Below are 14632 nucleotides of genomic sequence, written 5' to 3' on the forward strand. Positions count from 1 at the left end.
GCCTAACCTCAATAGCTGCGCTGTGCTGCTAACCCCAATACTGAAAATAGCGATAATGACTTCAAGTGACTCTATCTCAAATAGCACGAGGAGAGCGCTTAGCAAGCTGGTTAAAACTACGCATAACCGAAATGAAAACCATTGCTTGAAAATGAGAGCAGTATCATCCTTATTTATCGAATCCTCAGGTGCTGTCTTTTTTGTTGATAAGAGCCGCCTTTCAAAAAATGGGTGAGTCTTTGATAAAAGAGTTATGAGCATGCCGACGCACCTTAGTTGTGATGAGGCTGAATCAATTTTGCCACTGAATAATTACCGATTACTTACGCGTTTAACTGCTGTTGGGTTGTCGGCACGTTTGGCTAATATCTTGTTCCTGCTGGTAAACAGTACTTGATACGCCAAGCAAACCCAGCACGCTGTGAAATAAGTTATCGTGTGAGGCGGCTTGGCCGGAAATTTGGCGTAAGCAGTCCGTATCTAGCCCTTGCTGCTGTGAAAAGGTGCTGGAAAGCCACCAAACCATAGGCACATGCGTCTGTTCGTCGGGGGCAATGGCGTAGGGAATGCCGTGCAAATAAAGCCCTTTTTCACCCAGTGATTCACCATGATCAGAGAGATAGATCATCGCAGCTGCGTAGTCATCCTGACGCTTTAACGTCTCAATTACCTGATTCAACACAGTGTCGGTATATAGAATGGCATTGTCGTAGCTATTGGTAATGGCATCTCTTGAGCACTTCGCTAAATCAGCGGTGGTGCAAGCAGGAACAAAACGTTCGTAGTCAGCAGGGTAACGCTGGTAATAGCTGGGGCCATGGTTGCCTAGCTGATGCAGCACTATCACCTGATCAGTTGGGGTGCTGCTAATTTGCATGGTTAAGGCTTGAACCAGTGCCTCGTCCAAGCAGCGCCCATCTTGGCATAAAGAAGCGTAGTCCTCTGGAGAGAGTGCTTTTGTCGTCACTCCTTCGCAGACGCCTTTGCAGCCCGACTGGTTATCAAGCCAGGTGACCTCTAAACCGGCGTGTGCTAATACGTCCAGTAAGGATTCATGTTGCTGAGCATAGAATTTAACGTAATCGGCACGCCCCGGTAATGAAAACATGCAGGGTAATGAGGCAGCCGTGCTGGTGCCGCATGCGGTAACGTCTGAAAAATTAATAACGTCGGGCTGTTGGGCAAGTTTGGGCGTGGTTTGACGTTCATAACCATTTAACCCCCAATTCACCGCCCGCGCCGTTTCGCCCACCACGATGACGAGCAGCGTGGGTTTGTCACCCACTTGTGAACTGATACGGGCATCTTCTCCCACTGGGGAGCGCACCGTATTTGCGGAAGCGTGCTGGCTGAAAACTGCCTGCGCCATCGAAACAATATAATTGCCTGGAGTCACCAAGTAGCGAAGCTCTTTATTGTTGCGCATGAGTGACGATACTTCTTGATAAGATAAGACGATCGCTAACAGCAATATAGTCGTACTGGCGAGGTAATAAGCTGAGCGGCGCAAAACAGCCTTCTTCCAGGTTGAAGGCGCGATTTTAACTCTCCAAATGATAAGGGTAGGCAAACCAAAAAAGATTGCCAAATGAATCAGCAAGCCAGCTGTAAGAAGCTCCCGTGCTTCGTTAGTATCCGTTTGAAGCACATTGTCTAACATTGAAGTATCAAAATAGGTGCCATAGTAAGTGGTAAAGTAGCTGACGAAGGCGGCTATTAGAAACAGTAAGATTAATAGGGGTTTTACCAATGTTCGAACAGCAAGGCTAACGAAGACCAAAAAATGAATGCAGGTCATTACCAAAAACATATTGGCGAAGGTAAGCCACGTCTGAACTGCAAGAAGATCATAGCCAACAAGGGCTTGTTGCCAAAAAGGCGCATTGTAAAAAACACTGAATATGACAACGGCCCATAAGACAAGTTGCTCCGTGCTCAATATGGGACGATAATGCCCAGCGGTGTAAACAATTTTTAAAGGCAAGGACAACAAAGGGGGCATCGAAAGGCTCTCTGTGTGAAAAAATTAATGCACTCTGGGAGGTAATAAAAATCTTGAAAGGGCAAAGCTTACAGTCCAGCAAATCATGATGGTCCAGAGGTCGTGGGACAGAAAGTGCGCCCCGCGTAACTGTTGAGTGATCCCAAACGTAAGGCCAAGCCCTAAACCCAGCACAAGCCCTGCCCATCGCCAGCGGGGCAGTGTGGCGGCCAAAAAGAAGTAAAGTGCTATCCACGTATATCCTGCGCTGGCATGCCCGGCTGGAAAGCAAGCGGACGCTGGCATTACAGGAGGGCGTATGTCGAGCAAGCCAATAAAGTTTCGTTCCCCTCCATAGCGAATTAAATCCCAAGGGCATTCCATGCTCACCAGGTGCTTAATAGTCGCCACAAGTAATGCCGAAACAAGCGTTGCAGAAAAAAGATAAAAAAGTGGAGTGCGATAGTCTTTAAGACGAGTAGCAGTGGTGCTTAGTATCAATAGAAGAAGTGTGGCTAATCCCATAGCCAGACTTAGCCACTTACCGCCTTTGTGAAGAATATCTTGGGTAATTAAGGTGTCTTTCCATGCCCAAGTATTACCCTGAAGATGATATATAAAATCAGCTAGCGAAAAATCTATGCCTAAAACACTAAAAACTGACATGGCTGCCAAAAATAAAAGCCAAACAGTTACCAAGGGTTTGAGGGAGTTTAGTTTAGCAGTACGCATAGCCACACACCGACCATCATGAGAATTGTCAACATGACGGCGGCTGCTCCCATGTCTTTAGCTCGCCCACTAAGTTCGTTATTTTCAAGTCCGATGCGGTCAATAGTGTTTTCGATGGCGGAGTTGATGAGTTCCACTATCAATACAGATGTAAGTGAAAAAAACAGCAACGCTTTTTCCACGCAAGTGACATTAACAAAAAATATAAAGGGGTAGAGGATGAGGCATAGCAATACCTCTTGCCTAAAAGCGGATTCATTTTTCCAGCAAGCTTCTAAACCAGAAACTGCATTAATAGAAGCACGGAAAATACGTTTAAAACCCTTGCCATTGGGTTTTGGCGTAGTGGAAATATGCAAGGCGGTAGACTCGGTGACGTAATATTAGGGCCACTATAAAGCGCAAAACTTAACGAATAGTTATGCGCTTTCATTCATTAACGGGCGTACGTATGGACTGCACTAGGTGGTGGTGTTACGTACTGTTTTGGATAGTATTTTACAGAGGTCGGCTGACCGGGGGGCGTTGAGGCTTGCCCGTCAACATTAGCTTGTATGGCTTCTACTACCGTGTTGATCTCTGGGCGCCAAAGGATGGTGTCATAGGATTCTCGAGGTACGAAGGCGAGAGATTTTTGCTGGCGTACCAGGGATATTGTGGGGACGTCGAGCGCTGCCGCTAAATGCATAGGCCCTGAGTCTGGTGTCACGAGTAATTGGGCACGCTCCAAAACGGCGGCAAAGTGACGGATAGGAAGAGGTGGGCATAAGCTGCCGTAGAGGGAGGACTTTAAACGCTGCTCAATAGGTGCTAGAAGCCTAAACTCCTCGGGCCCAAGGAAAACGACATAGCGTATTTTGTGGGCTTCCATGGCATCGATGAGCATTAGCCAAAATGCCAACGGCCAACGTTTGTTTTGATGCCCACCTACGAAGATAGCAATAAAGTCAGTATCTGATGGGTGATCGCTATGAAGACTGGTTAGCTGTCTTATCTTCGTCATTGCCTGAGAGCGCTCCTGCTTCGTTAGCTGGAGCAATGGCCGATTACGGCAAGCGACACCGAGCTGATGTGTTAAATTAATGATGGCATCGTAGGCATGTGATGACTTCCCTTCCGCCTCAATGCTGTACCATCGCTGGTGACCTTTACGTGAACCCATGCTATACCGTGCCCCTATTAACTGGGTCACTATAAAACCGCTCGTTGATCCTCCGCTCACTTGTACCGCTAGATCATAACGTTGAGCCCTTAGGCGTCGTAATAATGTCACACACTTCCAAGGACGAAGGATCGCGGATCTCGACAGTAAATAAAAATGGTCAATAGGTCGTTGTTGCAACAGTGGAAAAGTTTTATCCGTCGCTAGATAGTCTATGCGTGCGGAAGGAAAACGTTCACGAAAAGCATCAATGACAGGGGTGCTGATTAGCGCATTTCCCAGACGAAAATTGGGGCGAATAATTAGAATTTTTTCTATACCCACAAGGCTGTCGATGGTTTCTGGCGCAGGCGGTTTGACGATATACCGTATACCTCTCAGTAAATATCGTTTCATTCCTTTTTCTAAACCACGAGCCATTATTTTTAAGTAATAGTTTGTTCTAATGAGGGTTAGTAAATGCATGCTCTGGCGCTCTTTTGGCTTTTCCCACGTCGGAAGAGGCAGCATGAGCCTAATAACTTAAAGAAGAGTTAAACTGTGTAAGAGCTTTACAAAAATAGGGTGGTAGGCTTACTGGTTTAGTTTAGACGAAACTACTTTGTGGGTTATAAGTCTCCGTATTTAAGAAAAGCTTAAGTTTTGGCATCCACGATAAAGGTTTGACGATTGAGGAAGCAAAATGCGCGCACTGCTGATAGAAGACGATCCCCTGCTTGGGGATGGCATTAAGACAGCCCTGGAGCGAGAGGGGTATACAGTCGATTGGTTTATGCTTGGGCGTGAAGCAATCAATGCTGTCAATAGCGAGACCTTCAGTGTGATTATTTTGGATCTTGGGCTGCCCGATATGGACGGTATGCAGGTACTGCATTTACTCCGTCAGCAATCAACTCTGCCTATTCTGATTTTGACGGCCCGTGATGCGATGGAAGACCGTATTGGCGGCTTAGATGCTGGGGCGGATGACTATGTACTCAAGCCATTTAATTTGCAGGAGTTGCTTGCCCGTTTGCGTGTCGTAATGCGGCGCGCTGAGGGACGCGCCTCGCAGATGTTGACGCTGGGTGCACTGAGTATTGATGAGGCTCGTCATGCGGTGAGTTGGCGGGGCAAAGACGTAAAGTTGGGCCGACGGGAGTATGCCTTGTTGTTAGAGCTAGCTAGGCATCCCGACAGAGTGCTATCTCGTCCTCGTTTAGAAAGTTTGCTTTACGGTTGGGGCGATGAGATAGAGTCCAATGCGGTGGAAGTTCACATTCATCATCTGCGTAAAAAACTTGAAAAACATTTGATCATTAATGTGCGCGGAATTGGCTACCGGCTGGATAGCCAAGCACAATGATATCGATACGGCGTTATCTACTTCGTACCCTGGCCATTACCATGGTTGTCGCCGGGGGAGTCGCGGTTACCGCGGCCTACTTAATTACGGATCACGAGCTAGAAGAAATTCTCGATACACAGCTTAGTCTGCATAGCCGGATTGTGGCTGGCCAACTCGATCCCAACGCGACCATTGACGACTATGTTCGACTGGCTTCGCGCATGGGCCTTCCAGAACATCCGGCTCAGCTATATCGCGACGGTAACACAGTGCCCGACAGCAGCTTTGAATCAGGTATCAAGCTTTACCACGAGGAAGAGCTTAAATTAGTACTGGGTTTTTGGAATGCCGATGGCTCACCCAGGCTTCTAGGGGGCAAATGGAATGATGCCGGGCCTTTCCCCGCGCCTTTAGAGGAGGGTTTTCGCTGGGAAAGCTACGATGGTCATCGTTGGCGGGTTTTCAGCATGTTCGATGTTGCCAGCAATACCTGGATCAGCATGGGGCTGCGAGGTTCGTTTCATGATGAAGTGGTGGAGCGCATCACCTGGAACAATTTATTGCCGATGCTCTTTTTGCTTCCACTCCTCCTTTGGCTGATGAGTCGTATTATCCGGCGAGGTATTGCGCCCATTCAAGCGCTTTCCAACCAGGTACAAGGCCGCTCCGCCCACGACCTGCGTAAAATTGATGACCCGGTTCCTCAAGAGCTTAATGAATTACGCCAATCGCTAAACGACTTTATCGCCCGGTTGAAAGAAACGTTAGAGCGCGAGAGGCGCTTTACAGCAGATGCGGCCCATGAATTACGTACTCCCTTAGCAGCGCTGAGAATTCATCTGGATAACGCGCAGGAGGGGGGAGAGCAATCATTAAAAAAGGCTTATATCGGAGTAGAACGGCTGCAGCGGGTGGTAGAACAACTGCTTATTTTGGCTCGTTTGGATCAAGTAGCCACAACCTCACCGGCCACTATCGATCTCTATCCTATTGTTGCTGAATTGGTAGCAGAGCTATGGCCACTCGCTGAAGAGCGAGATCAGCATTTGAGGCTAACAGGATTAACCCGGCTGGAGGTGCGTGCCGACGAAGTCGAGGTGGGAATTCTCTTTCGTAACTTACTGGATAATGCCTTGCGCTATACGCCAGAAGGCGGCTGGGTGGAGGTAGAATTGGCGCTTGAGGAGGGTTTTCCCCAACTTATTGTGAAAGATACTGGCCCCGGACTCCCCGAGGCACTATTGGATAAAGTCACTGAGCGCTTTAGGCGCGCGTCTGGTCAGGGTACTACCGGCAGCGGATTGGGTTTGTCGATTGTTTCGGAGTTGGCTCAGCGCCAAGACGCACGCCTTGCACTTAGTAACCGCATGCCCAACGGGCTAGCGGTCAGTGTTACGTGGGGAAAAAACAAGCTGCAAGCCATCTAAGGTAGGTGAGGGCTGTGGGTTATATTTTCCTCTATGCATGCGCCCAAAGTCAGATTTGCGTCTATTTTGCCGCTTGACCTTGGGGCTACCTATAGGTTGTAAGATAAAAAGTTAATGGATGCCACTAACTTTTTTGTTGATAGAGCTTATGACTGAGGGCCTATGGCTGATAGAGCTGGGTATAGTCCTGCTGGCCAGCTATTGGTTTAGTCATACACCTCAAGGAGATCGCTCATGAAACGTTTTACCGCTACGGTTTTATCTAGTGCTTTACTCCTAGGAGCCGCCTCGGCTCAAGCTGCGTTGCCGGACGAGGCCACATTGTATAAAAACCCCCAGTGCGGTTGCTGTGACGAATATGCGCGCCATCTTGAAGAGCTTGGTGTAGAAGTGACGATTGTAGATGACGTAGAGCTGGGGGATATCAAGCAGCAGGCGGGTGTGCCCTATGGTTTGGGGTCGTGTCATACCATCGAAATAGGTGACTACTGGATTGAAGGCCATGTGCCGATGGGAGCGGTTACCAAGCTGTTTGAAGAGCAACCCGACATAGATGGCATTGGCCTGGCGGGGATGCCCATCGGTACGCCGGGTATGCCGGGGCCTCAGAGCGAGCCCTATAACGTTTACGCCTTTAGCGACCAACAAGATGAGCCGTTTATGACGTTGGCGCCGTAATTGACGGTCCCTTAAGGCTTTTCGGGCAGCGCATAGCTGGCGGTGACATGCGCCACGGGGCGCGTTTCGTCGCTGACTGAGAAGAGTTGAACTTCGCCCACCGCTAAGCGGCGGCCGAGTTTGATCAGCTTGGCGTGGGCGATAATGTCATGATCACCTGACGCTGCGCGGAGGAAGTGGCAGTTTAAGTCGCTGGTCACCGCCATGGGTTCGGGGCCAATCTGCGCCAATATCGCCACATACATAGCTACATCCGCAAAGCCCATCATGGTGGGCCCGGAAACCCGTGGACCGGGTCGCAGATGCTCGTTGCCTATCTTCAAGCGCAGGGTGGCCGTCATTTCGCCCACGCTCTCTATCTTGCCCATCCGCTGGGGAAACACTTCGTCTAAAAAGTGTTCGATTTGCTCGGCAGTCATTACGGTCATTGTTGTTTTCCTATTAATTAGTCAGGTAACTCATTGGTCTTGCTGTCGCCAGCAAGCTATCAGCATTAATCATCTAGCCTCTCCATACCCCTTCCCCTTGGCCGTTATAGCATTCTGCGCTTGTTTGTAGCAGTGATTTGCTCGTAACGGTGTCGCTGTAATGCCCGCCGCCTTGCTTGGCAGAAATATGCTTTGCAGAAGAGCTTAAACAGAGACGCTTGCCATATGCGGTGGACTTAGCTATTTTTACCTTGATCCAAAATTCATCAGATCAATTTGGTGTCGTAAAAATAATACAATAAGGAGTCACTCGTGCAATCTCATCTCACTGCAGCACCGCCTGCGAACCAATCTGAACTCGAAAAAGAGTCGTTTCTTCACCAAGGTATGCGCTTGCCGTTCGTTCTCATCGTCCTCTGTTTTGCGGCGTGGGGGTTGGCTGGAAACCTAACAGATCCATTGGTCTCGGTCTTTGGTTCGGTTTTCTCAATGAGTGCATTTCAATCTTCGTTAGTCCAGTTTGCTTACTACGGAGCGTATTTTGCTTTAGCTATCCCGGCAGCCTGGATCAATTCGCAGCTGGGTTACAAAGGTGGTGTGCTGATTGGCCTTTTGCTAGCAGCCACGGGTGGTTTTTTGTTCTATCCCGCCTCTATCGTGATGACCTACGCCATGTTCCTGATTGCTTTGTTTACGCTGGCGGCAGGGCTATCTATCTTGGAAACATCGGCAAACCCCTATGTGATGGCTATGGGGCCACGCCACAACGCCACGCGTCGACTCAATTTTGCCCAGGCTTTCAACCCTATTGGGTCTAACCTGGGCGTCTTGTTAGCCGCTATCTTTATTCTCCCTCACGTCAATCCTGCCACAGCAGTAGATCGTGCTGCTCTGTCTCAACAAGAGCTTGAGAGTATGCAGTCAATGGAGCTGCAGGCAGTGATGGGGCCCTATATCACTCTGGCATTACTCTATATTGTCATCGCGATTGCCATCGCCATGGTGCGGGTGCCGGAGCATGAGGGGCTGATGGCGGATCGGAAGAGGGAAGTGGTGAAGCTGCCAGGTAGTCGTTTGGGTAGGTTGTTGAAGAATCGACGCTACTCTTTCGGTGTGGTCGCCCAGTTCTTCAATGTAGCCGCCCAAACTTGCACGTGGACCTTCACGCTCCACTACATCACGGAAAACCTTGGGGTTAACAGCACTATAGCAGGGTACTGGCTCCAGGCATCGCTGCTGATCTTCCTGTTTTCCCGTTTCATCATGGTGGGCCTGATGGGGCGCTTCGACCCTCGTATGTTAATGACGCTAATGTGCGTGCTTGGCGTAGGGTTGTCTGTGTTTGCCGTGGTCAGTGGCGGCGTTGCTGGCGCTATCGCTATCGTGCTGTTAAGTGCCTGCATTTCACTTTTATTTCCCACTATTTATGGCATCGCGCTCGAAGGTCTCGGCCAAGACACCAAGTATGGTGCGGCGGGGCTGGTCATGGCGATCGTAGGTGGGGCGCTTATCCCGCCGCTGCAAGGGTGGGTTGTCGACATGACCTCAGCCCGAGTTAGCTATTTGGTAGTGGCCGGCTGCTTTCTGGTTATCGTTGGTTATGGCGCCTATGTCTTGCGCCATCCAACGCCAGTGTCGACCAGTGCTGAAGATATAGCCTAGTGCTGAAGGTGGCAGGGCTGTCTACCCACCATCAGTCTTCCAGGTTAACGGCAACCTGCGCCAGGTGTGTACGCATGGCAGCGTGCGCTGAAATGGGGTCGCCAGCAGCGATTGCATTCAGCACTGCCTGGTGCTCGTGATGGGTCGTTTCGATGCGGCCGCTGTGATAGATGGACTGCCATGTCCTCATTCGCAGTGTTGGGCGGGAAAGGGCTTCCAAAAGGGCGATAAGGATAGGGTTTCGGGATATTTTCGCCACCGTGAGGTGGAACTCTAAGTCTACTGCCATGGCGGCTTCGTGATCCTTGGCTTGAATGGCGGGTTCTGCGGCTTTGAGTAGACGTCTGAGCTGTTCTATGTCTTCAGGCGCTCGCCGCGCTGCCGCCGTAGCTGCAGATTCGACCTCTAGTGCTTGGCGCACGGTGTGCAGGTCATGCGAGGACTTGTCGCCCTGAATGCTCGCCCAAAATTCCAGTGGCTTTAACAGCAAATGCGGGTCAAGCGTTGTAACGGTGGTTCCCGACCCCTGCCTTGTTTCAAGGATTCCCATGGCCACAAGTGCTCGTACGCCCTCCCGAAGAGAGCTTCGAGAAACGCTGAAGCGCTCAGCTAGTAAGGGCTCTACAGGCAACCTGTCGCCGGGTTTGATCTCTCCGGAGGAGATCATGTCTTGGATGCCCTGGACGACCACTTCGTTCTGTGACGGGCGGCGGGTGGTCTGTTCTCCCAGGCTATCTTCGCTCATGCATGTTTCCTTCGATATAGGTGGTTGGTTTAGGAAGTTTGAAGCGGTTGTAAATATTAGGCTACAGTTAAATACATCATATGAATTAGAGGGTTTAAGATGACGATTATCACTTCGATTGAATTTGTCGATCTTCGCTTTCCCACGTCGGACAGCCATGATGGCTCCGATGCCGTTAACAAAGACGCTGACTACTCCGCCGCCTATCTGAGACTGGTTGCTGATGACGACTCGCTCTACGGGTGCGGGTTTACTTTTACCATAGGTCGTGGAAACGATATTTGTCTGCAAGCAATCGATGCGTTAGCGAATCGCTTTATTGGCCGCGATGTGGCTGAGTTGTGCGATAACCCCGGAGAAGCCTACCGTGAACTCGCTGCAGATTCTCAACTTCGCTGGCTCGGCCCGGATAAAGGCGTTGTCCACTTGGCTCGTGCCGCTGTAATGAATGCGGTATGGGACTTGGCGGCGCGTAGAGCGGGCCTCCCTCTCTGGCAGTTCATCTGTGATATGGAGCCAGTCACACTCGTCGCTAACCTGGATTTGAGCTATCTCTCGGATGTGCTGACCGCTGATGAGGCCGTCGCCATGCTTGAGGAGCAGCGTCAACATCGAGAGGAGCGGATCTCCAACCTGCAAGCGAATGGTTTTCAGTGTTATACGACATCCGCCGGGTGGCTGGGTTATTCGGACGAGAAGCTCGAAAGGCTCTGCCGCGAAGCGGTTGAGGAGGGCTATCGGCATATCAAACTTAAGGTCGGTGGAAATCCTGAAGATGATGAGCGTCGGCTCGGCATAGCACGTTCTGTGATCGGCCCGGATATCTCGCTGATGATCGATGCCAACCAGATTTGGGATGTTCCAGAAGCCATCGAGAGAGTGCAAGCGCTGGCCCATCACAACGTGCTATGGATCGAAGAGCCCACAAGTCCTGATGACGTTTTAGGTCACCGCGCGATTGCCGACGGTGTGCGACCCGAGGGGATTGGCGTAGCGACCGGCGAACATGGCATGAACCGTGTGTTGTTCAAACAGTTGCTTCAGGCTGACGCCGTGGACTTTGTTCAAATCGATTCCTGTCGATTGGCCAGCATCAACGAGATCATCCCCATACTGCTAATGGCTAAGAAATTCGCAAAACCCGTGTGCCCTCACGCCGGTGGCGTGGGGCTTTGCGAACTCGTCAGTCATCTCGTGATGATCGATTACGTTGCGGTTTCAGGCCCAATGGAAGGACGTGTTGCCGAGTACGTTGACCATCTTCACGAACATTTCGTCGACCCCTGCATTGTGAGTAAGGGGGCTTACATGCTGCCTGAAGCACCGGGGTATTCCGCCGAGATTAAAGCAGAGTCGCTGACACGTTGGGCTTGGCCGGAGGGTACTGAGTGGGCAAAACGTCGAGAGGGGGCTAACACATGATGAAGGGGAATCTTTTGCATCCGGAGCTTCTTTCTGCGCTGGCGGGAGCAGGGCATGGATCGCAAATCCTCATCGCGGATGCACTCTACCCGCATTCGACAGGCGTTTCTTCTACGGCGGCAATAGTGCACTTAAACCTCCGTGCCGGCATGGTTCCTGCTGCTGACGTTCTGAAGACGGTGGCCGAGACGATTCATATAGAGGCCGCCACTTACATGCAAACAGCCGAAGGCGGCGCCTCTGAGGCCGTTCAGGAATTCCAGCAGCTGTTGGCTCAGCACGTCCATGGTGGTGGCGAAAAAATCACCTGGTCGAGTTTGGCGCGGATGGAGTTCTATACGGCCTGTCGCGAACCGGACGTATGTCTTCTCGTCGCTACAGGTGAAACACGCCCTTATGCAAATCTGTTACTGACGGTAGGCGTACCATGATCCTCGATGCACACCTTCACATATGGGATACGTCAGCAGCCAGCATCGCTTGGCTGGCTAGCGCTGGGTTGCCGCCAACAGCTTCTATTCCACAGGTATCTGGAGGGCGTCAATACATCCTTGTGGAAGCCGATGCTGACGATCCGGCACAAGAAGCTGATTGGCTCGCCGCTGTCGCGGCAGAGGATCCACGGGTTCACGGTGTGGTGGCCAGTGTGGCGCTGGAGAAGCATGACGCTGGGGAGAAGCTAGCAAGGGTCGCCGACCTGCCCAAGGTGGTTGGCGTACGCAGGCTTCTCCAGGATCGTGACCTCTTCGACTCGTCCCGTCTTGTACAGGGAATGAAACTACTCGCAGCCCACGGCTTGCCTTTCGATGCCTGCGTTCGGGCCGGGGAATTACCGGCTCTTACCCGACTACTCGCACAAGCGCCGACGCTGACAGTGGTGCTGGATCATATGGGAAAGCCCGAAATTGGCGATGAACAAGCCATGCTCAAGTGGCGCAGGGATCTAGCATGCCTAGCCGAACTACCCAATGTGCACTGCAAGCTTTCGGGGTTACCGGCGCAATGCCGTGACGCTATGGAGCTGGAAGGTGTGACGGCTGACGTGGTGGGCGCCGCGGTTGAGCTTTTCGGCCCTCGGCGTTGCCTGCTAGGCAGCGACCATCCTGTTAGCCTGGATCCCAGCGATTGGTGCTTGCGAGTATTAGCGCTCTTGCCCTCTGTTCACCGCTCCGCCGTCGCCCATGAAAATGCTCTTCGTATCTACGCAAGGAGACCATGCCAATGACTGCATCTTCTGTCATCCATCGTTTGCCTGACAAGCTCCATACCGCTTTTAGCAAGCTGGGGTTTGGTACGGCGCAATTTGGAAACATGGGTAAAAAAGTAGCAGCAGAGGACTGCTTGGATGCCGTGGAAGCCGCATGGAATGGCGGGCTAAGGTTCTTCGACACCGCCCCGCACTATGGTTTGGGCCTCTCCGAGGAGCGACTGGGTAGGGCGCTGCGTGTTCGGCCGCGCAAGGATTACGTTATCTCCACCAAGGTAGGGCGACTGCTAAGCGACAACCCCACGCCGCAGGGTTCAGATCGTGACAATGGCTTTCTTGTCCCCGATAAGCTGACACGGGTTCGTGACTACACCGCCGAGGGCGTACAGCGCAGCCTTGAAGAGTCGTTGAGTCGGCTGAAACTTGATGCTGTCGACATTCTCTGGATCCATGATCCTGAAGAACCGACTGACCGTTTCGACGAGGCGATCAGCGGCGCAGTGCCCATGCTGAATCGACTCAGGGACGAAGGGGTGATTTCCGCGTGGGGCATTGGTTCTAAAGACGCCAACATGTTGCGCCGTTTCGTGGATCATTCCGACCCCGACTTAATCATGCTTGCCGGCAGGTATACCTTGCTCGAACAGGAGCAAGTGGGGTTGATGTCAGCCTGTCAGGCGAAAGGCATAGGTGTTATCGCTGTCGGAGTTTTCAACTCCGGCCTACTGGCCCGCGAAGAACCGCCCGTGGATGCGTGGTACGAGTACGGCCCAGCACCAAAGTGGGCGTTGGATCGAGCTAGGTTGATGGCGGAGGTAGCGCGTCAACACGGTGTGAGTCTCCCTGAGGCCGCGCTGAACTTTCCCAAGCGGCACCCTGCTGTCGTGAATGTGATGGCCGGTATGCGTTCGGTAGCGCAAGTAGAGAAGAACCTTGCGCTGGTTTCATCCGAAATACCCGAAGCATTCTGGAATGATTTGCGGGCGCAAGGCCTGCTAAAGGAGGAAGTATGAAATTGTTACGCCGTGGTGAACTTGGATATGAAACTCCCCTCGCTGAGATTGATGGAACCCTTTACGACGCTTCACCAATAGGTGATTTTGACCCCAGCTTCTGGGCCACCGGCGGGGCGCAGCAACTCAAAAAATTGGCTGAAAAAGGCCGTCTCACTCCGGTCAAGATTGACGATAATGTTCGCTATGGCTCCCCAGTTGCTCGCGCGTCAGCAGTGATCTGTATAGGCCAGAATTACGCTGCGCATGCGGCTGAATCCGGTGCTGAGCCGCCGCAGAGTCCTATCGTCTTCTTGAAGACACCGAACACCATTGCGGGCCCAAATGACATCGTCACTATTGCCCGTGGTTCACAGAAGACTGACTGGGAGGTGGAGCTAGGTATCATCATCGGCAGCGCGGCCTCCTACTGCGACTCAGTGGAAGAAGCGGCACAGCATATCGGCGGTTACGTGCTGGCTAATGACCTCTCCGAACGAGCTTTCCAGCTAGAGATTTCGGGAGGTCAGTGGAGTAAGGGGAAATGCAGCCCTGGTTATATGCCATTAGGCCCCTGGATCGTCTCGGCAGATGAATTCGATCCAGAGGATGCGAGGTTGCGCTCATGGGTTAATGGAGAGCCTCGGCAGGATTCCCGTACAGCAGACATGATCTTCAACTGCGCTGAGATCGTGCATGACCTTTCACAGTACATGCAACTTGAGCCGGGCGATGTGATATCGACAGGAACCCCTCAAGGAGTGGCTGTATCTGGGCGCTTCCCGTACCTGAAGTCAGGGGACGTGGTCGAAGTCGAGATCGAAGGGCTTGGTCGGCAGCGGCAGACCTATCGCGCATGGGAGGAGTAA

General features: G+C 51.8%; 15 protein-coding genes. 9 read left to right on the plus strand and 6 right to left on the minus strand.

Going from position 1 to position 14632, the window contains the following annotated elements; translation table 11 throughout:
* Nucleotides 1-331: 331 nt before the first annotated feature.
* The 4 genes from AC4EYZ_RS13085 to AC4EYZ_RS13100 form a co-directional block, all read right to left on the minus strand.
* On the minus strand, nt 332-2002 hold the full coding sequence (locus AC4EYZ_RS13085) for a phosphoethanolamine transferase (protein WP_474191734.1): 1671 nt from the start codon (nt 2000-2002) through the stop codon (nt 332-334).
* Between the two features lie 24 nt (nt 2003-2026).
* Nucleotides 2027-2713: a phosphatase PAP2 family protein gene (locus AC4EYZ_RS13090; RefSeq protein WP_035539266.1), complete on the minus strand. Its 687-nt coding sequence runs from the start codon at nt 2711-2713 to the stop codon at nt 2027-2029.
* Entirely contained in the window at nt 2695-3072 is a 378-nt protein-coding gene (locus AC4EYZ_RS13095; protein WP_081742678.1) for a diacylglycerol kinase, read from the minus strand. The genes AC4EYZ_RS13090 and AC4EYZ_RS13095 overlap by 19 nt, the downstream gene beginning before the upstream one ends.
* A gap of 77 nt (nt 3073-3149) precedes the next feature.
* Nucleotides 3150-4340: a glycosyltransferase family 9 protein gene (locus AC4EYZ_RS13100; RefSeq protein WP_027957969.1), complete on the minus strand. Its 1191-nt coding sequence runs from the start codon at nt 4338-4340 to the stop codon at nt 3150-3152.
* Nucleotides 4341-4557: 217 nt separating this feature from the next.
* Between AC4EYZ_RS13100 and AC4EYZ_RS13105 the strand changes: the two genes are divergently transcribed.
* The 3 genes from AC4EYZ_RS13105 to AC4EYZ_RS13115 all read left to right on the plus strand — a co-directional run bounded on the left by AC4EYZ_RS13105 (nt 4558) and on the right by AC4EYZ_RS13115 (nt 7307).
* Entirely contained in the window at nt 4558-5220 is a 663-nt protein-coding gene (locus AC4EYZ_RS13105; RefSeq protein ID WP_009286204.1) for a response regulator, read from the plus strand.
* The gene (locus AC4EYZ_RS13110; RefSeq protein WP_490203815.1) at nt 5217-6629 is read left to right on the plus strand and encodes an ATP-binding protein; all 1413 of its coding nucleotides are present in this window, start codon (nt 5217-5219) and stop codon (nt 6627-6629) included. Before AC4EYZ_RS13105 ends, AC4EYZ_RS13110 begins: the two co-directional genes overlap by 4 nt.
* Nucleotides 6630-6863: 234 nt before the next feature.
* Nucleotides 6864-7307, plus strand: coding sequence for a DUF411 domain-containing protein (locus tag AC4EYZ_RS13115; RefSeq protein WP_027957966.1), 444 nt, complete (start codon nt 6864-6866; stop codon nt 7305-7307).
* Between the two features lie 11 nt (nt 7308-7318).
* On the opposite strand, the gene AC4EYZ_RS13120 is transcribed toward AC4EYZ_RS13115, so the two are convergent.
* On the minus strand, nt 7319-7735 hold the full coding sequence (locus AC4EYZ_RS13120) for a PaaI family thioesterase (RefSeq protein WP_474192747.1): 417 nt from the start codon (nt 7733-7735) through the stop codon (nt 7319-7321).
* 312 nt (nt 7736-8047) lie between these two features.
* Here AC4EYZ_RS13120 and fucP point away from each other — a divergent pair, with 312 nt between their 5' ends.
* Nucleotides 8048-9397, plus strand: coding sequence for an L-fucose:H+ symporter permease (gene fucP / locus AC4EYZ_RS13125; protein WP_474192746.1), 1350 nt, complete (start codon nt 8048-8050; stop codon nt 9395-9397).
* A 31-nt stretch (nt 9398-9428) separates the two neighbouring features.
* Here fucP and AC4EYZ_RS13130 read toward each other — a convergent pair whose 3' ends face one another.
* Entirely contained in the window at nt 9429-10142 is a 714-nt protein-coding gene (locus AC4EYZ_RS13130; protein WP_233974146.1) for a FadR/GntR family transcriptional regulator, read from the minus strand.
* 99 nt (nt 10143-10241) lie between these two features.
* Here AC4EYZ_RS13130 and AC4EYZ_RS13135 point away from each other — a divergent pair, with 99 nt between their 5' ends.
* From AC4EYZ_RS13135 to AC4EYZ_RS13155, 5 genes are read left to right on the plus strand one after another with little or no spacing between them, the layout of a single operon-like run.
* Nucleotides 10242-11564 (plus strand): L-fuconate dehydratase, encoded by a 1323-nt coding sequence (locus AC4EYZ_RS13135; RefSeq protein WP_233974145.1) that lies wholly within the window; start codon nt 10242-10244, stop codon nt 11562-11564.
* Nucleotides 11561-11995 (plus strand): RbsD/FucU family protein, encoded by a 435-nt coding sequence (locus tag AC4EYZ_RS13140; protein WP_233974144.1) that lies wholly within the window; start codon nt 11561-11563, stop codon nt 11993-11995. The genes AC4EYZ_RS13135 and AC4EYZ_RS13140 overlap by 4 nt, the downstream gene beginning before the upstream one ends.
* Nucleotides 11992-12789: an amidohydrolase family protein gene (locus AC4EYZ_RS13145; RefSeq protein WP_474193024.1), complete on the plus strand. Its 798-nt coding sequence runs from the start codon at nt 11992-11994 to the stop codon at nt 12787-12789. The genes AC4EYZ_RS13140 and AC4EYZ_RS13145 overlap by 4 nt, the downstream gene beginning before the upstream one ends.
* Entirely contained in the window at nt 12786-13784 is a 999-nt protein-coding gene (locus AC4EYZ_RS13150) for an aldo/keto reductase (protein ID WP_474193025.1), read from the plus strand. Before AC4EYZ_RS13145 ends, AC4EYZ_RS13150 begins: the two co-directional genes overlap by 4 nt.
* Nucleotides 13781-14632: a fumarylacetoacetate hydrolase family protein gene (locus AC4EYZ_RS13155; RefSeq protein ID WP_474193026.1), complete on the plus strand. Its 852-nt coding sequence runs from the start codon at nt 13781-13783 to the stop codon at nt 14630-14632. The genes AC4EYZ_RS13150 and AC4EYZ_RS13155 overlap by 4 nt, the downstream gene beginning before the upstream one ends.

The organism is Vreelandella sp. 162(4c) (genome assembly GCF_058152265.1).